This window comes from Flavobacterium ichthyis (genome assembly GCF_009915155.1).
Lineage (GTDB): Bacteria > Bacteroidota > Bacteroidia > Flavobacteriales > Flavobacteriaceae > Flavobacterium > Flavobacterium ichthyis.
In genome coordinates, this window is the sequence record NZ_JAABLM010000005.1 from 81,134 (window position 1) to 102,115 (window position 20,982).

Annotated in this window: 22 protein-coding genes; 14 read left to right on the forward strand and 8 right to left on the reverse strand. The window is 36.0% G+C overall.

Annotation, left to right across the window (positions count from 1 at the left end):
* Positions 1-392: 392 nt before the first annotated feature.
* From GV828_RS05330 to GV828_RS05360, 7 genes are all read left to right on the forward strand, one after another.
* Positions 393-1,268 (forward strand): cell division protein FtsX, encoded by an 876-nt coding sequence (locus tag GV828_RS05330; RefSeq protein WP_166536448.1) that lies wholly within the window; start codon positions 393-395, stop codon positions 1,266-1,268.
* 45 nt (positions 1,269-1,313) lie between these two features.
* Complete coding sequence (locus tag GV828_RS05335; protein ID WP_166536449.1) at positions 1,314-1,553, forward strand: DUF3098 domain-containing protein; 240 nt, start codon at positions 1,314-1,316, stop codon at positions 1,551-1,553.
* 71 nt (positions 1,554-1,624) lie between these two features.
* Positions 1,625-2,437: an undecaprenyl-diphosphate phosphatase gene (locus GV828_RS05340; protein WP_166536450.1), complete on the forward strand. Its 813-nt coding sequence runs from the start codon at positions 1,625-1,627 to the stop codon at positions 2,435-2,437.
* Positions 2,437-3,144 (forward strand): tRNA pseudouridine(55) synthase TruB, encoded by a 708-nt coding sequence (gene truB, locus GV828_RS05345; RefSeq protein ID WP_166536451.1) that lies wholly within the window; start codon positions 2,437-2,439, stop codon positions 3,142-3,144. The genes GV828_RS05340 and truB overlap by 1 nt, the downstream gene beginning before the upstream one ends.
* Before the next feature lie 27 nt (positions 3,145-3,171).
* Positions 3,172-3,339, forward strand: a complete 168-nt coding sequence (locus GV828_RS05350; protein WP_166536452.1) for a hypothetical protein — start codon at positions 3,172-3,174, stop codon at positions 3,337-3,339.
* A 37-nt stretch (positions 3,340-3,376) separates the two neighbouring features.
* Positions 3,377-3,646, forward strand: a complete 270-nt coding sequence (locus GV828_RS13290) for a type II toxin-antitoxin system RelE/ParE family toxin (RefSeq protein WP_394350649.1) — start codon at positions 3,377-3,379, stop codon at positions 3,644-3,646.
* Positions 3,643-4,281 carry a YiiX/YebB-like N1pC/P60 family cysteine hydrolase gene (locus tag GV828_RS05360; protein WP_166536454.1) on the forward strand — a complete coding sequence of 213 codons (639 nt, stop codon included), beginning with the start codon at positions 3,643-3,645 and terminating at the stop codon, positions 4,279-4,281. Before GV828_RS13290 ends, GV828_RS05360 begins: the two co-directional genes overlap by 4 nt.
* A gap of 18 nt (positions 4,282-4,299) precedes the next feature.
* Here the strand turns inward: GV828_RS05360 and GV828_RS05365 are convergent, their stop codons facing one another.
* On the reverse strand, positions 4,300-4,911 hold the full coding sequence (locus tag GV828_RS05365) for a thioredoxin family protein (RefSeq protein WP_166536455.1): 612 nt from the start codon (positions 4,909-4,911) through the stop codon (positions 4,300-4,302).
* Positions 4,912-5,069: 158 nt separating this feature from the next.
* On the opposite strand from GV828_RS05365, the gene pyrH reads away from it, so the two are divergent.
* The 4 genes from pyrH to asnS all read left to right on the forward strand — a co-directional run bounded on the left by pyrH (position 5,070) and on the right by asnS (position 10,717).
* Entirely contained in the window at positions 5,070-5,777 is a 708-nt protein-coding gene (gene pyrH / locus GV828_RS05370) for a UMP kinase (protein WP_166536456.1), read from the forward strand.
* A 69-nt stretch (positions 5,778-5,846) separates the two neighbouring features.
* Positions 5,847-6,410, forward strand: a complete 564-nt coding sequence (gene frr, locus GV828_RS05375) for a ribosome recycling factor (RefSeq protein ID WP_166536457.1) — start codon at positions 5,847-5,849, stop codon at positions 6,408-6,410.
* A 150-nt stretch (positions 6,411-6,560) separates the two neighbouring features.
* On the forward strand, positions 6,561-9,005 hold the full coding sequence (locus GV828_RS05380; protein WP_235935417.1) for a DUF5686 family protein: 2,445 nt from the start codon (positions 6,561-6,563) through the stop codon (positions 9,003-9,005).
* A gap of 278 nt (positions 9,006-9,283) precedes the next feature.
* Entirely contained in the window at positions 9,284-10,717 is a 1,434-nt protein-coding gene (gene asnS, locus GV828_RS05385) for an asparagine--tRNA ligase (RefSeq protein WP_166536459.1), read from the forward strand.
* A 60-nt stretch (positions 10,718-10,777) separates the two neighbouring features.
* On the opposite strand, the gene aspS is transcribed toward asnS, so the two are convergent.
* Positions 10,778-12,550 carry an aspartate--tRNA ligase gene (aspS, locus tag GV828_RS05390; RefSeq protein WP_166536460.1) on the reverse strand — a complete coding sequence of 591 codons (1,773 nt, stop codon included), beginning with the start codon at positions 12,548-12,550 and terminating at the stop codon, positions 10,778-10,780.
* A 484-nt stretch (positions 12,551-13,034) separates the two neighbouring features.
* Between aspS and GV828_RS05395 the strand changes: the two genes are divergently transcribed.
* Positions 13,035-14,135 carry a DUF4407 domain-containing protein gene (locus tag GV828_RS05395; protein WP_166536549.1) on the forward strand — a complete coding sequence of 367 codons (1,101 nt, stop codon included), beginning with the start codon at positions 13,035-13,037 and terminating at the stop codon, positions 14,133-14,135.
* Between the two features lie 111 nt (positions 14,136-14,246).
* Here GV828_RS05395 and GV828_RS05400 read toward each other — a convergent pair whose 3' ends face one another.
* From GV828_RS05400 to ruvC, 6 genes are all read right to left on the reverse strand, one after another.
* Entirely contained in the window at positions 14,247-14,996 is a 750-nt protein-coding gene (locus tag GV828_RS05400; protein WP_166536461.1) for a PH domain-containing protein, read from the reverse strand.
* A 47-nt stretch (positions 14,997-15,043) separates the two neighbouring features.
* Positions 15,044-15,421, reverse strand: coding sequence for an MmcQ/YjbR family DNA-binding protein (locus GV828_RS05405; protein ID WP_166536462.1), 378 nt, complete (start codon positions 15,419-15,421; stop codon positions 15,044-15,046).
* Positions 15,422-15,471: 50 nt separating this feature from the next.
* On the reverse strand, positions 15,472-15,843 hold the full coding sequence (locus GV828_RS05410) for a four helix bundle protein (RefSeq protein ID WP_166536463.1): 372 nt from the start codon (positions 15,841-15,843) through the stop codon (positions 15,472-15,474).
* A gap of 75 nt (positions 15,844-15,918) precedes the next feature.
* The gene (locus tag GV828_RS05415; RefSeq protein WP_166536464.1) at positions 15,919-16,686 is read right to left on the reverse strand and encodes a cyclase family protein; all 768 of its coding nucleotides are present in this window, start codon (positions 16,684-16,686) and stop codon (positions 15,919-15,921) included.
* Positions 16,687-16,782: 96 nt separating this feature from the next.
* Complete coding sequence (gene hemW / locus GV828_RS05420) at positions 16,783-17,946, reverse strand: radical SAM family heme chaperone HemW (protein ID WP_166536550.1); 1,164 nt, start codon at positions 17,944-17,946, stop codon at positions 16,783-16,785.
* 47 nt (positions 17,947-17,993) lie between these two features.
* Positions 17,994-18,593 (reverse strand): crossover junction endodeoxyribonuclease RuvC, encoded by a 600-nt coding sequence (ruvC, locus tag GV828_RS05425; protein WP_235935419.1) that lies wholly within the window; start codon positions 18,591-18,593, stop codon positions 17,994-17,996.
* A gap of 116 nt (positions 18,594-18,709) precedes the next feature.
* Here ruvC and GV828_RS05430 point away from each other — a divergent pair, with 116 nt between their 5' ends.
* Both GV828_RS05430 and GV828_RS05435 read left to right on the forward strand, forming a co-directional pair.
* Complete coding sequence (locus GV828_RS05430) at positions 18,710-19,651, forward strand: lysylphosphatidylglycerol synthase domain-containing protein (RefSeq protein ID WP_166536465.1); 942 nt, start codon at positions 18,710-18,712, stop codon at positions 19,649-19,651.
* A complete protein-coding gene (locus tag GV828_RS05435) occupies positions 19,639-20,760 on the forward strand; it encodes a glycosyltransferase family 2 protein (RefSeq protein ID WP_166536466.1) in 1,122 nt (373 codons plus the stop codon). Before GV828_RS05430 ends, GV828_RS05435 begins: the two co-directional genes overlap by 13 nt.
* The last annotated feature ends 222 nt before the right edge of the window (positions 20,761-20,982 follow it).

Sequence of the window (20,982 nt, forward strand, 5' to 3'; positions counted from 1 at the left end):
TTTTTTGGGTTGCAAAGTTTCAAAGTTTTTGATTGGAACAATGATTTTGCGGTTTTATTTATTAGGTATCGTTTATGTGCAATTTTTGTTTCGGGCGATTAAAAAATGCCTGAAGTTTTTGATTAACCCCGTCCCGAAATTTCGGGAGTAGCGGAAATCCTTTTTGTCAATTGTCTGGATGAAAATCCGAGGTAATAGATAAAAAGATTGAAGCGAAAAGCGGGAAAATGTCCTGAAGCTTCGGGAAAATGCCTAAACTATTGGCTCCTAATCAAAAAAAAATTTTTTTTGACGCGCAAATTTACATTTATTGTACGAAAGTTAAAAGTTTGTGCGTTATAAACTGCGTTTACGGAAATGTTTACTATTTTTACGGCATTAAATTTTTAAGTATGGCTTCATCTTTTGAGAAATTTCAAAAACGACGACTAATTTCATCCTATTTTTCGGTGGTTTTGAGTGTTTTTCTGGTGCTTTTTTTGCTCGGAATTTTGGGTTTATTTGTGATTAATTCTAAAAAATTGTCGGACGATTTTAAGGAGGAAATTGCAATGTCAGTTTATTTTAAAAATGAAGCAAATGACAGCGTTTTAAATGCTTTCGACACGCAATTGAAGACATCCAAGTTTGTGAAGCAGTACGAATTTGTGACCAAAGATCAAGCTGCAAAAGAACATACGGATATTATTGGAGAAGATTTTATGGCGTTTTTGGGCGAAAATCCGTTAGAAAATTCTTACGACATTCACTTAAAAGCGGATTATATTGTGGCCGATAGCATCAAGAAATTTGAGAGTGAAATTAAGGCGAACACAATGGTTTCGGACATTGTTTACGATAAAGTTTTGGTGGATATGGTGAACGATAATATTGAGCGGGTGAGTTTTTGGATTTTGATTGCCAGTGGATTTTTGGCGATTGTAGCGGTGTTGTTAATTAACAGCTCGATGCGATTGTCTATTTACTCTAACCGATTCATTATCAAGACAATGCAAATGGTTGGAGCGACGAAATCTTTTATCAGAAAGCCATTTATTTGGCGAAGTATTAAATTAGGAATTGCGGGTGCTGTTCTGGCTATTTTGGCTTTAATTGGCGTGTTATATTATGTAGAAACCAATTTTCCGGCGCTTCGCATTATGGAAGACCAAATGTTGACAGGCTTAGTTTTGCTCGGGGTTTTGCTACTAGGAATTTTAATTACTTGGTTCAGTACATTTTTTGCAACACAAAGATTTTTGAACCTAAGAACGGATGATCTTTATTAAGCCCCCTAAACCCCAAAGTGGGCATTTTACTTAACAAAATATTTTATGGATACTAAAAACAAACACGAGTTTCTTTTTGACAAAGGAAATTATAAATTTTTACTGATAGGCATTGCGGTTATCACGCTTGGATTTATCTTAATGTCTGGCGGCGGAAGTGATGACCCAAATGTTTTTAACGAAGAAATTTTTAATTTTAGAAGAATTCGTTTGGCGCCAACTACGGTGTTAATCGGCTTCGGGATTACGATTTACGCCATTTTAAAAAAGAATAAAAACAATTAGAAAATTTGACGGATTGGTAAGTTATTAATTGCCGATTTTGAATCAAATTGACTAATGATCAAATTGACTTTATGGATTTAATAGAAGCGATTATCATCGCGATCGTTGAAGGCTTAACAGAATATTTGCCGGTTTCTTCTACAGGACACATGATTTTCACCAGTTCGTACTTCGGGATTCAGGAGGACGATTTTACCAAACTTTTTCAGGTTTCAATTCAATTTGGAGCTATTTTGGCAGTAGTGGCGTTGTATTGGAAAAAGTTTTTTGATTTCTCAAAATTTAATTTTTACATCAAACTCGCTTGTGCTGTAATTCCGGCGCTTGTTTTAGGTTATATTTTTGATGATTATATTGATGCTGTTTTGGGAAACCCGATTCCCATTGCGATTGTTTTAATCTTGGGCGGAATTATTTTACTTTTCGTTGATAATTATTTTAAAAATCCTGTGATTGCATCGGAGGAAGAAATTACCATCAAAAAAGCGGTAACCATAGGTTTTTGGCAATGCTTGGCGATGATGCCGGGAACAAGTCGATCCGCAGCCTCAATTATTGGCGGGATGCAACAAGGTTTAACTAGACAAACAGCCGCAGAATTTTCTTTCTTTTTGGCAGTTCCAACTATGTTAGCCGTAACTTGCTATTCGGTTTTTTTAAAAACATATAGTGAAACCCAATTAAAAGGTTATGAATTATTGATGCAATCTGGCGACAATCTAAAATTGTTTTTAATTGGAAATATCGTTGCTTTTATCGTATCAATTATTGCCATCAAATTTTTCATTGGCGTGATTAAAAAATACGGTTTCAAACCTTGGGGATATTACAGAATTATTGTAGGAACTTTGCTTCTCATTTATTTTATTTATTTTCAAAAATAATGCAGTTTTCGGCACAAGATTTTTTAGAAGGGCAAATTTTACTCATCGACAAACCGTTGCAATGGACGTCTTTTCAGGCGGTAAACAAATTGAAATGGGTTTTAAAAAGTAAACTGAAACTCAAAAAAATAAAAATTGGTCACGCCGGAACGTTAGATCCTTTGGCAAGTGGTTTATTGATTGTTTGCACGGGAAAATTTACCAAAAAAATCCCCGAATTACAAGGTCAATCCAAAGAATACACCGGAACTTTCACTGTTGGCGCCACTACTCCATCGTATGATTTAGAAACTGAAATTGACCAAAGATTTCCAACAGTACATATTTCGGAAAATTTAATTCACGATACAGTAAATTTATTTTTAGGTGAAATTGACCAAAAACCGCCTATTTTTTCGGCCTTGAAAAAAGACGGCGTTCGATTATATGAACACGCTCGCGCAGGAGAAACCGTAGAAATTGCCGCGCGAAAAACTACCATTCACGAATTTGAAATCACCCGGATTGCGTTGCCCGAAATTGATTTTAGGGTAAAATGCAGCAAAGGAACTTACATCCGTTCTTTAGCTTTTGATTTTGGCAAAGCGTTACGGTCTGGAGCCCATCTTTCGGCTTTACGACGTACCAAAATTGGCGATTATCACGTAGAAAATGGTATTGGTTTGGAAGATTTTGAACGATTAATTTCGGAAGAAAAAGCAAACTAATTTTTTCTTATCTTTACCATAAGAACGATGATGAAAACGAAAAAAGAAAATCCAGAAAATTTTGCCATTCCTGGAAAACCGATGTCGGAAAAAAAATTCAAAGCGCTGATAAAAGAAGCTGAAAAAGGTGAGTTTTACACTGATGGTGAATTTAGAGCGAGATTTGAAGAATGGAAAAAATCGCTAAAGAAGTAGCGCGATCAGCGTTTTTTTTTACTTAGATGTCCAACAAATTTATTTGTATGGATTGGTAACTTTTGGTCAGAACGCTGCCGATTTTTTCTTCGAAGAAATTTTAAGATTAGTCAACAACCTCTCTAACCAATACTACTTTCATCCAGAATGCCGATATTTGCCAACAAAATCTCACAAATACAGAAATATTATTTTGGGATCTTATCTCATTGTTTATAGAGTGAAGACCAAAATTGAGGTTTTACGGGCTTTTCACAGCAGTCATTCCCCAAAAATCTACCACGACTTAAAAAAAATACAACTATGATTTCTTTCAGAATTTTATTACTCTTCCTTTTTTCTTCTATAATTTCAAATGCACAAATCAACGTTTCCCAGCTCAAAACCGGGGATTTAATTTTTCAAGATATGGATTGTGGTCCGTTGTGCGACGCGATTGAAGCTGTAACACAAGGTTATCAAGACAATGATTTTAGCCACATGGGATTGGTGTTGAAAAAAAACGACAGCATTTTTATCATTGAAGCAGCAGGTTCGGCAGTGCGATTGACGCCGTTGGAAAAATTTTCAAAAAACACAAAAAAGCCAATGTTCATTGGACGTGTAAAGAAAAAATATCAAAAATTAATTCCGGAAACTATTGATTTTTCGCTTGCGCAAATGGGTGTTCCGTATGATGATGATTATGTCTATGACAATGGAAAATATTATTGCTCTGAATTGATTTACGACGCTTTCAAAAAAGCGAACAACGACAAACCGTTTTTTCAATTGTTTCCTATGACTTACAAAAAACCTGGAACGACAGAATTTTTTCCGGCTTGGGTAGATTATTACAAAACCATTGGCAGTGAAATTCCGGAGGGAAAACCGGGTTGTAATCCGGGTGGAATGTCAACCTCTAATAAAATAAAAATTTTAGGAACGTTGAATTTGAATTAAAAATTCAAATAGAAAAATCTATTCCTGAATTTCTGCCAAACGCATTATTTCTATAATTTCGGTTTGCGTACTCAAACCTTTGTCGTTCAAATACCACATTTGTAAATCGGTTTTAATTTTTTCATCGATGATGCCGTGAGTCGCTTTATAATTTTTTACCAAATCAATGGCGGCTTGAGGTCTTGGTCCCCAAGTGTCTAAAACCTCAAGATTTTCGGCATCTAAAACTATTAATTTCGGAATTGATTTAGCGCCATCAGTTAAAAATAAATTCATCAAATCCTCATGTTCATCTCGAAGCACTACCTTAAACTCGATATTGTCCGAAATCACGTTCATCTTATGCATGATCGGCAAAATTTGAGTAGCATCGCCACACCATCCTTCAGAAATCACTAACCAAAGGTATTCTTTTCGTAATAATTTCAACCGTTCCACATTTTCTGGAGTTATCATAATGGTTTTATCCAAACGATTCATCCGGGTTTCGTTCAACTTGCTGTAATGCAATATTTCTTCAGATTGCACGTTTCCTGTCGATTTTTCAGCCACAATCAAATCTGAAACTAAATTTCGGTATTCAAGATAAGTGTAAGCGTTTTGCAAGCTATCGCTAATAATAGTTTTCATCAGTTGAAAAATTTTTGCAAAAATACAGATAAATATCGAAGTGATTTTTTTGAAAGATGATATTTTAAAAAAACAGATAATAACTATATTTGCACAACTTTCGAAGAAAATTTATAATTTAGTTTCGAAACTTCAGAAAAATTTTTAAAACACAACTAATGAAATACAAAAGAATCCTCCTGAAATTAAGCGGAGAAGCTTTAATGGGCGACAGACAATACGGAATTGACCCTCAAAGGCTTGCAGAATATGCCGAAGAAATTAAAAAAATTCACGAAAAAGGCGTGCAAATCGCCATTGTGATTGGAGGAGGAAATATTTTTAGAGGCGTTGCCGGAGCCGCCAACGGAATGGACAGAGTTCAAGGTGATTACATGGGAATGTTGGCCACTGTCATTAACGGAATGGCGCTTCAAGGTGCTTTGGAAGACCACGGAATGTTGACGCGTTTGCAAACTGCTTTAAAAATTGAAGCTATTGCAGAACCTTATATTAAAAGAAGAGCGGTTCGTCACCTTGAAAAAGGCAGGATTGTAATTTTTGGAGCCGGAACCGGAAATCCTTATTTTACAACCGATACCGCTGCTGTTTTACGAGGTGTTGAAGTTGACGCTGATGTGATTTTAAAAGGAACTCGCGTGGACGGCATTTACACTTCGGATCCTGAAAAAAATGCCGATGCTATAAAATTCGAGAGTATTTCATTTGAAGATGTGATTAAAAAAGGTTTAAATGTAATGGATTCAACCGCTTTTACTTTAAGCCAGGAAAACGCTTTGCCAATTGTGGTTTTTGACATGAATAAAAAAGGAAACCTAGAAAAAATTTGTGCAGGCGAAAACGTAGGAACTGTAGTAAACGTATAAAGTTTAAATATTTATTGTTCAAAATTTTCTCTTGATATTTTGAACCTTAAACCCTAAAACTAAAAAAAAATGACTGAAGAAATTGATTTTATATTAGACAGTGCAAAAGAATCGATGAATAACTCGATTGCACACCTTGAAAAAGAATTTTTAAATATTAGAGCTGGAAAAGCTTCGCCAGCGATGTTAGGTGGAATTTTTGTGGATTATTACGGTTCACAAACGCCGCTATCGCAAGTGGCAAATATTAATGTTCCTGATGCCCGAACGATTACCGTTCAACCATGGGAAAAAAATATGTTGCAACCTATTGAAAAAGCAATTATGATTGCCAACATTGGTTTTAACCCGATGAATAATGGCGATAACATCATCATTAGTGTTCCACCATTAACTGAAGAACGCCGTCGCGATTTGGTAAAACAAGCCAAATCTGAAGCAGAAGATGCTAAAATTGGAATTAGAAATGTAAGAAAAGACGCTAATACCGATATTAAAAAATTAGAAAAAGAAGGAACTTCTGAAGATATATGTAAGTCTGCTGAAGAAGAAGTGCAGAACTTAACCAATTCTTATGTAAAGAAAATTGATGATTTACTGGCTGCGAAAGAAGCTGAAATTATGAAAGTATAATCTTTACACTTCAAAATATTAAAATCCACTTAACGGTGGATTTTTTTTATCATTTTACCCGTACTTTTGCAATCGCGGTGACTCCCCATTATGGAATCGCATTAGTTTATGAGAGGTTTTTGGTTGTTTTTAGTTTGTATTTTCCCGACTATGATTGCGGCACAGGTTCGGCTTTCGGGAACTGTAAAAGACAAAAATTCTCAGCAACCCTTGGCTTTTGCAACGGTAACTTTTGGTAATAACAAAAGCATTACAGACATAGATGGAAATTTTGACATTGAAAATAATTCCCGCCAAAGCTTGATTATTTCCTACATTGGTTACGAAACTAAAGTCATTCACAATCCGAATAATTTTGAAGAAATCAGCTTGATTGCCAAACTTCAAAAATTGGATGAAGTTTACATTTCCGGCGAAAATTTTGCCAAAAATATAATCAAAAAAACACAATCGCTAAAATCGCAAAACGATCCGCAAAAAAAACTAAATAGTTTTCGATTTAAAAGTTACAACAAACTCATTGTTTCGGCACATTCTGACTCAATTAAGGGAAAAATTGATTCGATTTTTGTAACTCGAAATGAGCAAAAAAAGTTCAAAGAAATTGACTCGTCTGAATATCTTTATAAAGAAATTGTGGACAAACGCCATTTGTTCCAAACCGAAAAAGTGTCGGATTTTCTATTCGATGGAAATAAGTTAAAAGAAAATATTCTGGGAACCAAAATGTCAGGTTTCAAAAGTCCTATTTACGAAATCATCGCTTTTAACCTTCAGTCGTTTTCTATTTACGATGAACATTACGAACTTTTTGAAACTAAATATAACAGTCCTATTGCCCATGATGCATTTAAAGATTACCGTTATCAATTGTTAGATACCGTAAAAATCGATAATCGAGAGGCTTTTGTCATTCACTTTAAACCGGCAAAAAAACGCAAAGCGGCAGGTTTAGAAGGTATTTTGTATATCGATAGCGAAAATTTTTCCATTGCCAAAGCCGTTACCAGAATTCGTGGTGTTATGGACATTGCGGCAACGCATTATTTTAAGTTTTTGTCCAACGAAAAAATATGGTTTCCTTCAGAAAAAGAGTTCCGGGTAGTGAAAGGAAAAAATGAGGAAGACATTAAAATTTTAGGCGGAACCATTAAATTCGAAGGAGATTATAATGCTAAACGAACCCGTGAAAAAGATGCTTCGGATTTTACGTATTTAATTTCAAAATCAGAAAATTTTGATTTTAGTTTTAACGAACCGGTGACTATCACACATTCCGCCGTGGCTATCGAAATCAAAAAAAACGCCATCGAACGCGATGAAAATTTTTGGCAACAATACCGCAAAGAACCTTTGGATCAACGAAGTATCGCCACTTACGAGGCCCTTGACAGCATTGTAAAAAAAGAAAATTTAGAAAATAAATTGCGCTTCGGAAGAAAAATTCTGGACGGATATCTTCCAATTGGATTTTTTGATTTAGACCTGCGTTATTTACTGAGTTACAATAATTATGAAGGTTTTAGACTTGGAGCCGGAGGAACGACTAACAATCGCCTGTCAGAATATTTTAGGCTAAAAGGTTACACGGCTTACGGTACCAAAGACAACGAAATAAAATACAGTATTGGAGCGGCAGTTCGTGTTGGGATTTTTTCTAATTCGTGGATTGGCGCGAGTTTTACGGATGATGTAAAAGAAATTGCAAGTACTTCGTTTGCCACTGATAAACGGGTTTTTAAAATTTACGATCCGCGACCAATCAACTTGAGTACTTTTTACAACCACAAAACTTGGCAAGGTTACATTGAAACCAAAATTATCCCAAAAACCGAGAGTTATTGGCAACTTTCACATGCTGAAATTACGCCACTTTTTAATTACACTTACGTGAAAGATACTCGTGCTTACGATTTTTTTACGATGACAACCGCAAGTTTTGCTTTGCAATGGAATCCGTTTAGCGATTTTATGCAAACGCCTTCGGGTAAATTAGAAATTGAAAAACGCTACCCCAAATTTACGTTTCAGTTTACGCAAACTTTAGGCGGAATTTTAGGCAATGACTTTGATTTTTCTAAGATTGATTTTAGAGCCGATTGGGAAAAAAAATACCTCAACGGTCAAAAAACCATGTTATTGATGGAAGCGGGTTATGCGATTGGCGATGTTCCATTGACGCATTTATACAATACTTCCCCCAATAGTTTAACTAAAGATCGATTGCTTCAACGAATGACTATTGCTGGGAAAAATGCTTTTGAAACTATGTATTTCAACGAATTTTTCTCGAGTAAATTTGTGATCTTCCAATTGAAACACGGTTTTAAGCGACTTCAGATTTACAAAGGAATTAAACCTTCGCCGGTTTTTGTAACACGAATGGCTTGGGGAGATTTAGAAAAGCAAGAGCAGCATTTGGGAATTGAGTATAAGACACTTCGGGATGGATATTTTGAATCCGGGATTGAGTTGAATCAAATTTACAAAGCCTTCGGAATAGCCGGATTTTATAGATACGGCCCGAACCAATTGTCGCGATTTGAAGACAATATTTCCATTAAATTAACGCTGATTTTGAATTTGGGTTTTTAATTTCTGTGGGGTATTTCACTAGATTTTTTGCCCAGAAATAAGCTTGAAATTTTATTATATTTGCGGTTTGTTTATCGGCTATGTGGGGAATTGGCTTTTAAAAAATACCTGAAGTTTTCCCTTAGCCCCGTCCTGAACCGTCGGGAGAGGCGATAGCGCTGGAGCGAAGCGGAAGCCTAAAGCCGAAAGCGGGAAACCAAGTTTAAAAAAATGCCTAGTCCCGAAGCTTCAGAAGGCTCCAAAAAAATATTTTATAAAGATTTAGAAATCAAAAAAAGATGAAACACACTAAAGTTATTGAGTTACTTAATAGTGCTCAAACCATGCAAGATGTTTATGTGAAAGGTTGGGTTAGAACGTTTAGAAACAACCAATTTATTGCGTTAAATGACGGTTCAACGATTCATAATATTCAGTGTGTTGTGGATTTTGAAAATACGCCTGCGGAGGTTTTGAAAAGAATTACGACTGGTGCTGCGGTTGCGTTGAAAGGCTCGTTGGTGGAAAGCCAAGGAAAGGGTCAAAAATTTGAAGTTCAAGTGACAAATGTGGAGATTTTAGGTGATTCTGACGCAGAAAAATTCCCGATGCAACCTAAGAAACATTCGCTTGAATTTTTACGCGAAAATGCGCATTTGCGTGTTCGAACGAATGCGTTTGGGGCGATTATGCGTGTGCGATCAGTTTTGGCATTTGCAGTGCATCAATATTTTCAGGAAAAAGGTTTTGTGTACGTGAATACGCCTGTGATTACAGGTGCTGATGCCGAAGGTGCTGGAGAGATGTTTCAAGTGACTTCATTGCCATTAGACAGTTTGCCAAAAAACGAAGAAGGAAAAGTCGATTTCAAGAAAGATTTTTTTGGAAAACATACTAACTTGACGGTTTCTGGACAATTGGAAGCCGAAACTTTTGCAATGGCTTTAGGTCAGGTATATACTTTTGGACCCACTTTTAGAGCCGAAAATTCAAATACCTCACGCCACTTGGCAGAATTTTGGATGATTGAGCCGGAAGTTGCCTTCAATGATTTGCATGACAATATGGATCTTGCCGAAGATTTTATTCAATACGTGATTCAATACACAATGGATAAATGTGGTGATGATTTAAAGTTTTTGGAAAGCCGCTTATTGGAAGAAGAAAAGCAAAAACCACAAGCGGAACGAAGCGAAATGGCTTTGCTTGAGAAGTTGAATTTCGTATTGGAAAATAATTTCAAGCGTGTTTCTTACACCGAAGCGATTGACATTTTGAAAAATTCAAAACCGAATAAGAATAAAAAATTCCAATATTTAATTGAGGAATGGGGTGCCGATTTACAAAGTGAACACGAGCGTTTCTTGGTGGAAAAACATTTTAAATCGCCTGTAATTGTGTATGATTATCCGGCAAACATTAAATCGTTTTACATGCGTTTGAACGAAGACCAAAAAACGGTAGCTGCGATGGATATTTTATTCCCTGGAATTGGCGAAATCGTGGGTGGTTCTCAACGTGAGGAACGTTTAGATGTTTTGCTCGAAAAAATGAAAGTGATAGGGATTGACGAAGAAGAACTTTGGTGGTATTTAGACACGCGTCGTTTTGGAACTGCGGTTCACAGTGGTTTTGGACTTGGTTTTGAAAGATTGGTGCTTTTTGTAACCGGAATGACGAACATTAGAGATGTAATTCCGTTCCCAAGAACTCCCGGAAACGCTGAGTTTTAATAAAAACAAAAAACCTCGAAACGAAAATTTCGAGGTTTTTTTATGTTCGTCAATGGTTAATTACAAACTCTTAACCGAAATATGCAACTCTTCCAATTGTTTTTCATCAATTACCGAAGGTGCATCAATCATCACATCGCGACCAGAATTATTTTTAGGGAACGCAATAAAATCTCTAATGGTTTCTTGTCCACCTAAAATGGCAACCAATCTGTCTAACCCAAAAGCCAAACCGCCGTGTGGTGGTGCTCCAAACTGGAAAGCATCCATCAAAAATCCGAATTGTGCTTTGGCTTCTTCTTCGGTGAAACCTAAATATTTAAACATTAATTGTTGCGTAGCTTTATCATGGATACGAATAGAACCACCTCCAATTTCGTTTCCATTCAAAACCAAATCGTATGCATTGGCACGAACTTTTCCGGGATCGGTTTCCAGCAGAGCCATGTCTTCAGGTTTTGGAGATGTAAACGGATGATGCATAGCATGCCATCTTCCATTCTCTTCATCTTGTTCCAAAAGTGGGAAATCTACTACCCAAAGTGGTGCAAAAACTTCCGGATTACGCAATCCTAAACGCGTTGCCAATTCCATTCTCAAAGCCGAAAGTTGTGCTCTTGTTTTATTTGCCGGACCCGAAAGTATCAACATTAAATCGCCCGGTTTTGCGTTCATTTTTTCTGCCCAAGTTTTTAAAACTTCTTCATTGTAAAACTTGTCCACCGAAGATTTTAAAGTCCCGTCATTATTGTATCGAACGTAAACCATTCCAGTTGCGCCAACTTGAGGACGTTTTACCCATTCAATCAGTTCGTCAATTTGTTTTCGCGTATAATCTGCACAACCTTCCACGTTAATTCCAACAACTAATTCAGCATTATCAAAAACAGGAAAACCTTTTGGCTCAAAAGTTCCGCCTTCTGGAGTTAGCGGACAAAATTTCATCCCAAAACGAATATCCGGCTTGTCGTTTCCATACGTTTTCATGGCATAATCATAAGTAATTCTCGGGAATTTTTCTCCCGAATCACTCGGGACAATGCCTTTTAATTCTTTCAACAAATGACGCATCAATCCTTCAAAAACATTCAATATATCTTCTTGCTCCACAAACGCCATTTCGCAATCAATTTGCGTAAACTCCGGCTGACGATCAGCTCTTAAATCCTCATCTCGGAAACATTTCACAATCTGAAAATATTTGTCCATTCCGCCTACCATCAACAACTGTTTAAACGTTTGTGGCGATTGTGGCAAAGCATAAAATTGCCCTTCATTCATACGGCTTGGCACCACAAAATCTCGAGCACCTTCCGGAGTCGATTTAATCAAATAAGGCGTTTCTACCTCACAAAAATCCAAATCCGACAAATATTTTCGCACTTCCATTGCCACTTTGTGACGGAAAAGCAAACTGTTTTTCACTGGATTTCTTCTAATGTCAAGATAGCGGTATTTCATTCGGATATCTTCGCCACCATCGGTTTCGTCTTCAATCGTAAACGGAGGCGTCAAAGCCGTATTCAAAATATTTAATTCCGAAACTAAAATTTCAATATCACCCGTTGCGATATTTTTATTCTTGGCTTCTCGCTCAATCACAGTCCCTTTTACCTGAATCACAAATTCTCTCGAAAGGGTTTTAGCCAACTCAAAAACGGCTTTATCCGTGCGACTTTCGTCAAAAATTAATTGCGTAATTCCATAACGGTCACGCAAATCAACCCAATTCATAAAACCTTTGTCGCGCGATTTTTGAACCCAACCCGCAAGTGTAACCTCTTTGTTGATGTGTGAAGCGTTCAACTCTCCACAATTATGACTTCTGTACATGATTGAAATTTTAAAGTCGCAAATTTAGTGATAATTGTTAAGGTTTTACTTCATCATAAATCAAAAATTGTAACGAAAATAATTTGGGCGTTCCCGCCAGAAAAAGGCGGTCGGGCTTTCCGCTTCAATCTTTTTTATCGGCCAGAAAAAGGCCTCTTAAAAAAGGATTTCCGCTGCAATCCCTAACGCAAACCCCAATAACAAGGAAATTTCTGAAAAAAAGAAGAAGCGGTGAGAATGATGAAAAATTCGCCGAGATGGAAACCAGGAGTACTACACGGAAAACCTGTGAGAGTTCAATTTTATTTACCTATTCAATTAAAGACTAAATAGAAAGATAACCGTTCAGAGATGGGTGGTTATTTCATTTAAACCAAAAGATACCAGCCGTTTATACCAAAACAAAAAATCTGGCGTTATCTTTGCAAACATCATCAATCATCACACGCTGTACACGTTTTCAGCGTATAAATCATCAATCATCATGTTAAAACAATTTTTTATCCTGTGTTCGGGAGCCGATAAAAAGCTACTCGAAAATTGCTCAGAAGGCGAACAAACTAAATTCGCCGGTATTGGAGCAACCGTTTTCTTCACAGCCGTTATGGCTTATATTGCCAGTGCTTATGCACTTTTTACGGTTTTCGACAGCGTTTATCCCGCTATTGGTTTCGGACTCGTTTGGGGTTTACTAATTTTTAATCTCGACCGTTTTATCGTATCCACCATTCGAAAAAGAGATTCTTTTTGGAACGAATTTCTTCAAGCGACTCCCAGAATTGCCTTAGCGGTTATCATTGCGATTGTAATTTCAAAACCTTTGGAAATTAAAATTTTCGAGAAGGAAATCAACACCGTTTTATTGAAGGAAAAAAATGCAATGGCCTTGAATAACAAGAAAGAAGTGGCCAATTATTTCAAATCGGATTTGGATAAAAACAAAGCCCAAGTGGACAACTTGAAATCGGAAATTGCAAAGAAAGAAAAGGAAGTCAACACCTTATATGAAACCTACATTGCCGAAGCCGAAGGAACTGCTGGAACAAAAAAACTAGGAAAAGGTCCGGTTTTTAAAGAAAAAATCGCCAAGCACGATTTGGCGAAAGCCGAACTCGACACCTTGCGAAAAATCAATCTTGCGAAAATTGCCGAATTGGAAAAATCGTCTAAAACGTTACAAACGGATTTGGATAAAAAAGTATCGGAAACCCAACCTATAATTGATGGTTTCGACGGATTAATGGCAAGAATCAATGCCTTAAACAAACTGCCTTGGTTGCCTTCATTTTTCATTATGCTTTTGTTTTTAGCCATCGAAACTTCTCCTATTATTGCCAAATTATTATCTCCAAAAGGCGAATACGATTATAAATTGGAAGATTTGGAAACGGCTCTCAAAGCTACCCTCAACCAAGACAAGTACCAACGTGAATTATTGGTAAAAACAAGTGCTCAAATGCACGACAAAGTTTATGAAGACATTGCTTCGGATAGGGAACTATACCATTTGCAAAGAAAAAATGCCCACGAATTATTGGAACTTCAATCGAAAAACTTTGTAGAAAAGCAAAAGCGAACTTTTTGAGTCAAAACTTTGAAAGTTAAACATCTTAAAGAAGATGCTGTACAAATAAAAAGTCGAAAGTTAGCACTACACATCTTCACTTTCGACTTTTACTTTTAACTTTTGACTTACTTACAAATAACTTAAAATCTCTTTTTTCAAAGCATCATATTCCCCTTGCAAAATCAATCCGTTGTCGAGTAATTTTTTATAATTCTGAAGCTTTTCGAACAATTCATCTTGCGTAAGATTTTCCAGTCCGATTGTTTTGGAAGGTTTTTCATCAGGGAATTGTTTTTCGGCACGATAACCTGAATGTTCCACCGGAATAATTTCGGCAAAATCCGAAACTTCTTCGGTTTCTACTTCTTCAATATTTTCGATTTCCTCAGTGTTTTCAAGTGTTTTCGGAAAAATATCTTCTTCTAACTCTGCTTCCAAAAAAGTTTGCGGTTCCTCCACGGTTGGTTCATTACTTACCACATTTCCATTTTTCAAAATATCCAGTTGTTCTTTGGCAAAGGTGTTAATTTTTCTTGCCTGAATTTTCGGAATGTAATCAATAGAAATCGTCAAATCGGTTTTGGTGGTAAACGAAAATTCCGAACCCAAAAGGTTTTCTTTTACCATCGTTCCTGCAATGTCGTCCCAAGTATAATCGGTAAAATCCATCGATAACCCTAAATTTTTAGGCTTGCAGATGATGATGCGTTTGTTGGTCAAAACAATGCTGTCAGGAAAAACGGTTACAGGCTTTTTTTGAACTCCAATGTAACCCACTTCTTCATTTTTCATCAATAAATCCGTCAATTTTGAAGTGATTTTTTCAATCGCTTTTGGATCTTGTTCCTCGTTTAAAAATTTTCTGATATGTTCGTTCATTTTTGAGTTGCTTTTTTTTGTAAATGTACAGTCTAATTCTCTAATTTTCAAATTATCGAATCGCCTAAATTAATTTCGTTCTGTAGTTTTTTAGTCAAACTTTTAAAAACCAAATCATACGAATGGTCAATCAATTCCCGCACCATTTTATCCGAAACATCGCCATGTAAAGCAACCGTATTCCAATGGATTTTACTCATATGATAACCCGGTTGGATGTCGTTGAATTCCGCTCGAAGTTCTTCGGCACGTTCTGGGTCGCATTTCAAATTGATGGATGGCGTGCCTTTTTCCCATTGAGATAGAGAAGAAAGGGCAAACATTTTTCCGCCAACCTTAAACACCAAAGTATCTTCATCAAACGGAAAATGTTCGGTTACGGCTTTTTTGGAAAGGCAAAATTCGAAATATTGTTGGATGTTCATTTTTTTAGTTGGGAGTTTAGAGTTATTAGTTTGGAGTCATGTCTTTACGGTTAAACTTTTGTTGACCCAAATTTCTCAGGATTCTTTATCATATAATAAATTAATTTTCCGACTTCATTATTTAAACTTGTTAGTTCTATATGCTTTGATTCTTCCAAATAACCACAAGATAATGAAAAATCCAACCAAACTTGAGTTTCAGAGTTTTCAGCTTCTGCATCAGTTAGCTTGCTCAAAAAATTCTTTGGATAAACTCTTTTTCTATAGGATTCGGTTATGGTAACGGTAACACTTCTTGAACTTCTTCTTATTTGGTCGGTCAAGGAATACTTTTCTTCTTTTGGAAAATTTTTTGAAACATCAAAAATCATCATAGCTAAAACAAATGATTTTTTATAAGCTAGTAAATCTTTATAATCCATAATATTATCTATAAATTCTAATAAAATAAAACTTATCTCCTTACTCCCTACTCAAAACTCCTTACTCAAAACTCCCTACTCCAAACTATATAAAACTGGTTTACTCGGCGAAGCATCATTTTCAAACGAAGCAATTTGTAGATTTAACAAATAACTTCCATCTAGAATTTCATCTTTTACAAAAATCATCTCAGTGATTGTGCAATCTAATCTTGCATCATCATTCAAATTATTGACATCTTTCACATTCCAGAAGGCTTTGTGAGCCAACAATTTCCCTTCGTCGTGTTCCTTATCCACACTTGGCAAATCAATCAATAGGTGTTTGATTCCGCTTTCGCGAATGAATTCCGAAGCTTTTTCATCCAAATAAGGCGGATTCGTGTTGGAATATTTTCTGGAAAGTTTTTCGTTTTCGTTTGGCAAAGTTCGGATAACAATTGCTTCTGGCGTTTTTCCATTTAACGCTTTTTCGATTTGTGCTTTTGTGATGACAAAATCTTCGCCTTGTTTTTCTGGTTCTACCGAAATCAATTCAGCTAAAAAGAAAAAAGTCCTTAAGCTTTTATTGATGCTGTAAAATTCTTTAGTAATATGTCCCAAACATTCCGTGTGAGTTCCGTGACCATGCGGATTGAAGAAAATATTATTAAAATTAGTTGACGATTTTCCTTCCGAAACTTTTCCGATCCATTCCGAATCCTCGGAACCCAAAACTACGGGTTCGATTACAGGTTTTTCGATGTACCAAGCAATCGGGTTTTCATCAGTATTGGATAACGTGATGGAAATATCGAGAGGTTTTGAAAAATCGACTTTGAAATTATTTATTTGTGCTATCATTGTTTATATAATAAAACACAAAGCTCACAAGATTTTATACAACAAACCCAAAGCCTAGCGAACTTTGCGTAAAACTTTGCGAACCTTGCGGTTAGACTACTCCAAATTTATCAAAAACAAATCACTCGCAATTCCATCCGCTAAAAACTTTCCTTTTTTTGTCGTTTTCAACACATCATTTTCAATCGAAAGTAAATCATCTGAAAGAAATTTTTGAGACTGTTTCAACAGATAATCCAAGTATTTTTGTCCAAATTCATTTTGAATTCTTTCCAGCGAAATTCCCCAAATCGTTCGCAAACCGGTCATAACATATTCATTATAACGATCGGTTTGAGTGAGTATTTCTTTTTCAGATGGTAGTTTGTTTTCCTCTAAAGATTTCAAATAAATGATGTTATTGGCAACATTCCAACTTCTTGAAATTCCGTCATAACTATGAGCCGAAGGTCCAATTCCGATGTATTTTTTTCCCAACCAATAAGCCGAATTGTTTTTCGAGAAGTAATTTTTCTTTCCGAAATTGGAAAGTTCATAATGTATAAAACCATTTTCCTGCAAAGTATCTACCAAGATATGAAAATGCTCTTGAGCGACATCGTCTTTGGGTTCGGCTATTTTTCCGGTTTGAATTAGTTTCTTCAGAGCTGTTTTGGGTTCAACCGTCAAGGCATAACTGGAAATGTGTGGGACGCCAAAACTCAAAGCCGTTTCGATGTTTGCTCTCCATTTCTCGTTACTCATTCCTGGCATTCCATAAATCAAATCAATGGAAATATTATCAAAATATCGGGTTGCCATTTCCAATGATTTTTTGGCTTCCGCCGAATTATGAGCCCTGTTCATCAGCTGTAAATCGTCTTCAAAAAACGACTGAATCCCGATGCTCAAACGGTTAATTCGTGTATTTGCTAATTCGATAATTCGATTTTCTGATAAGTCATCAGGATTTGCTTCAAGTGTTATTTCTGGTTTTTCAGCAACTTTATAATGCTTGTAAACTTCCTCAATCAAGAATTCTATTTCCTCAACTTGCAATACAGATGGTGTTCCCCCTCCAAAATATATAGTTTCAATGAGTTGGGAGTTGGGAGTTGGGAGTTGGGAGTCGAAAAGCTCATTTTTCCGCATTTGGATTTCTTTGGCCAAAGCCAAAACCATTTCCGCTTTCCGCTTCATCGAAGTAGAAAAGTGAAAATCGCAATAATGGCAAGCCTGTTTGCAAAAAGGGATATGGATGTAGATAGCCCCACCCGACATCATTAAAGAGGAGGAAATAAAACTGGAAATATAGTTTAAAGAGTTTGTCATTTCTTCTTTTTTCCAGGAACATCTATTGACAAGCTATTTCCCCCTTTGGGGGTTAGGGGGCTATTCTGTTTTACAAAAGCATCCCAACCCGAATAACTTTTCGTTCCAACCACTTTTCCTGAATTGAAAAAATGACAAACCGCGGCCGCCAAACCATCGGTGCTGTCAAGATTTTTAGGCAATTCCTTCAAACCTAAAAGTTGTTGCAGCATTTTGGCTACTTGCTCTTTTGACGCATTTCCGTTCCCAGTAATGGCCATTTTTATTTTCTTTGGTTCATATTCAGTGATTGGAATTTGACGTGAAAGTCCGGCCGCCATCGCCACACCTTGGGCACGACCTAACTTGAGCATCGACTGGACATTTTTCCCGAAAAAAGGTGCTTCAATCGCAATTTCATCGGGATGATGGGTGTCGATTAATTCGATTGTCCGTTCGAAAATGACTTTCAATTTCATATAATGGTCGTCATATTTGTTCAAAATCAATTCGTTCAATTGAATGAACTCCATCTTTTTATTGATGACTTTTATCAACCCAAAACCCATGATGGTTGTTCCTGGGTCAATTCCTAATATAATACGTTCGTTTGCCATTTCTGTTTTTCCTTGCAAGGTTTTCAAAACCTTGTAGGTCTTTTTTTAGTATTTTATACTTACAAGGTTGTAAAAACCTTGCAGGATTGTAATCCGTTTGGTTTACTTTTGCAACGATGATTGCAATTCCTCACAAAGCTAAACAATTCCTCACGTTTCTAGTCAAACTTTTGATTGTTGGCGGTGCTTTTTATTTTATTTACGAGCAATTGGCTAACAATGAAAAGTTAGATTGGAAGCAATTTTTGGAATTATTAAACCGAAAGAAATCATTCTGGGGCATTTTATTTATCCTTTCCTTCAGTTTTTTCAATCGCTTTTTGGAGATTTTAAAATGGCAGAATTTAGCAAAAGTGATTGAAAAAATTTCATTAGGAAAAGCAACCGAACAAGTTATGAGCGCTTCAACTGCATCGATTTTTACGCCAAATGGAATTGGCGACTACGGTGCAAAAGCTTTGTATTTTAAAAAGAACGATGCCAAAAAAGTAGTTTTCCTGAACCTAATTTGCAACGGAATCCAAATGATTCTGACGATTCTTTTTGGAACCATTGGGCTCATCAGCCCCCAAACCCCAAAAGGGGGCTTTTCGAACTTGTGGATATTCATTGTGATATTTTTTTTGTTAGCCATTTCATTAATTTTTCTGTTCAAAAAAATTACAATCAAAGGTTATTCCAATGAAAGATTGTTCGAAAAAATCAATGAAATCCCGAAAGAAATTCATCAGAAAAATATTTTTTTGGCAGTTTGTCGGTATCTGATTTTTTCGCATCAATATTATTTTTTGTTTCTGGCTTTTGATGTCGAATTGCCTTATTGGACTTTGATGGCCACCATTTTTGCAGTTTACTTTTTAGCATCATCCTTACCCACTTTTCAATTTTTAGATTTTGCGGTAAAAGGAAGTGTTGCGGTTTATTTCTTTGGAAATTTAGGAGTTAATGAATGGATTGTGGTTTTTATCAGTACTTTAATGTGGTTTTTAAATGTGGTGCTTCCGGCAATAATTGGAAGTTATTACGTTTTTAATTTTAAGTCAAAATGGAAATTTTAAATTATATCTTCTTCGGAATTGTTGCGGTTTATGCGGTTATTATCTTGCGATTGGCTTTTGGTTTCAAAAAAGTTTTGCAATATAAATTGAAAGAAATTTCGCCTAAAATTAAATTCTCAATCTTGGTTCCATTTCGAGATGAAGCCGAAAATTTACCCGGATTATTGCACTCTTTTTCTCAATTGAATTATCCCCGAGATTTGTTTGAAATTATTTTTGTAAACGATGATTCGCGAGATAATTCGGTGGAAATTATTGAAAATTTTCCAGCTTTGAGCTATTCTTTTCAGACTTTAAACAACAAAAGAAAATCGAATTCTCCGAAGAAAGATGCAATTACAACTGCAATGCAATTTGCTAAAAACGATTGGATCATTACAACCGATGCCGATTGTTTTGTCCATCTCGATTGGCTTTCAACATTTGATAGCTTCATTCAAAAAACAAATTGCGAAATGATTGCTGGAGCCGTTTCGTATGATGCCGAAGGTTCGTTTTTGCATCAATTTCAGCAGATGGATTTGATGAGTTTGCAAGGTGCTACGATTGGCAGTTTTGGAATCGGGAAACCTTTTATGTGTAACGGTGCGAATTTCGGGTATACCAAAAATTTATTTGCAAAATTAAATGGTTTTGAAGGAAATGATACAATTGCAAGTGGTGATGATGTTTTTTTATTGCAAAAAGCCATCCGACAGTTTCCAGAAAAAGTGCAGTATTTGAAAGCCTTTTCTGCGATTGTTTTTACAAAACCTTTGAACGATTGGAAAGCTTTATTTTACCAAAGAGTTCGCTGGGCTTCAAAATCTTCTTCTTATGAATGTAGTTTCGGAAAAATGCTAGCCTTGATTGTTTTTGCTGGAAATTTAGCAATTATAGTTTCTTTTTTCTTAACTCTTTTTTCTTTTTTCTCCTTCTGGAATTGGTATCTTTTATTCGCCTTAAAAATATTTGTCGATTTTTTATTGCTGTATCAAACTGGAAAATTCATCCAGCCGAGAATGATTCGGTATTTTATTTTTAGCAATTTGTTGTATCCTTTTTTTAGTACGGCTGTCGCTTTTTATTCTTTTTTTGGGAAATATGAATGGAAAGGGAGGAAATTTTAGATTGCAGATTTTAGATTTTAGATTTGAATCTTTTTGCGGAGTTTCTTTGAAGCACTACTACCCTAGCCCTGATTGAAGCGGAAATCCTTTGGGGAAGAAAATCTATTTTTTGCCGACAAAAAAGAGCGACTCCCGACGCTTCGGGAGAAGCTCCTTTTTTGGCGATGCAAAAAAAGATTTTCTCACCGAAGATTGTAGCGGAAAGCAGGAATTAGCTCCAAA

What these genes read in the sequence shown, in the direction of transcription:
- pyrH (WP_166536456.1), top strand. Translation starts at nt 5,070, where the DNA reads ATGAAATACAAAAGAATCCTCCTGAAATTAAGCGGAGAAGCTTTAATG.
- GV828_RS05360 (WP_166536454.1), top strand. Translation starts at nt 3,643, where the DNA reads ATGATTTCTTTCAGAATTTTATTACTCTTCCTTTTTTCTTCTATAATT.
- GV828_RS05330 (WP_166536448.1), top strand. Translation starts at nt 393, where the DNA reads ATGGCTTCATCTTTTGAGAAATTTCAAAAACGACGACTAATTTCATCC.
- aspS (WP_166536460.1), bottom strand. Translation starts at nt 12,550, where the DNA reads ATGTACAGAAGTCATAATTGTGGAGAGTTGAACGCTTCACACATCAAC.
- GV828_RS05410 (WP_166536463.1), bottom strand. Translation starts at nt 15,843, where the DNA reads ATGGATTATAAAGATTTACTAGCTTATAAAAAATCATTTGTTTTAGCT.
- frr (WP_166536457.1), top strand. Translation starts at nt 5,847, where the DNA reads ATGACTGAAGAAATTGATTTTATATTAGACAGTGCAAAAGAATCGATG.
- GV828_RS05435 (WP_166536466.1), top strand. Translation starts at nt 19,639, where the DNA reads ATGGAAATTTTAAATTATATCTTCTTCGGAATTGTTGCGGTTTATGCG.
- asnS (WP_166536459.1), top strand. Translation starts at nt 9,284, where the DNA reads ATGAAACACACTAAAGTTATTGAGTTACTTAATAGTGCTCAAACCATG.
- GV828_RS05340 (WP_166536450.1), top strand. Translation starts at nt 1,625, where the DNA reads ATGGATTTAATAGAAGCGATTATCATCGCGATCGTTGAAGGCTTAACA.
- truB (WP_166536451.1), top strand. Translation starts at nt 2,437, where the DNA reads ATGCAGTTTTCGGCACAAGATTTTTTAGAAGGGCAAATTTTACTCATC.
- GV828_RS05380 (WP_235935417.1), top strand. Translation starts at nt 6,561, where the DNA reads ATGATTGCGGCACAGGTTCGGCTTTCGGGAACTGTAAAAGACAAAAAT.
- GV828_RS05395 (WP_166536549.1), top strand. Translation starts at nt 13,035, where the DNA reads ATGTTAAAACAATTTTTTATCCTGTGTTCGGGAGCCGATAAAAAGCTA.
- GV828_RS05405 (WP_166536462.1), bottom strand. Translation starts at nt 15,421, where the DNA reads ATGAACATCCAACAATATTTCGAATTTTGCCTTTCCAAAAAAGCCGTA.
- hemW (WP_166536550.1), bottom strand. Translation starts at nt 17,946, where the DNA reads ATGTCGGGTGGGGCTATCTACATCCATATCCCTTTTTGCAAACAGGCT.
- ruvC (WP_235935419.1), bottom strand. Translation starts at nt 18,593, where the DNA reads ATGGCAAACGAACGTATTATATTAGGAATTGACCCAGGAACAACCATC.
- GV828_RS05365 (WP_166536455.1), bottom strand. Translation starts at nt 4,911, where the DNA reads ATGAAAACTATTATTAGCGATAGCTTGCAAAACGCTTACACTTATCTT.
- GV828_RS05335 (WP_166536449.1), top strand. Translation starts at nt 1,314, where the DNA reads ATGGATACTAAAAACAAACACGAGTTTCTTTTTGACAAAGGAAATTAT.
- GV828_RS05415 (WP_166536464.1), bottom strand. Translation starts at nt 16,686, where the DNA reads ATGATAGCACAAATAAATAATTTCAAAGTCGATTTTTCAAAACCTCTC.
- GV828_RS05400 (WP_166536461.1), bottom strand. Translation starts at nt 14,996, where the DNA reads ATGAACGAACATATCAGAAAATTTTTAAACGAGGAACAAGATCCAAAA.
- GV828_RS05350 (WP_166536452.1), top strand. Translation starts at nt 3,172, where the DNA reads ATGATGAAAACGAAAAAAGAAAATCCAGAAAATTTTGCCATTCCTGGA.
- GV828_RS05430 (WP_166536465.1), top strand. Translation starts at nt 18,710, where the DNA reads ATGATTGCAATTCCTCACAAAGCTAAACAATTCCTCACGTTTCTAGTC.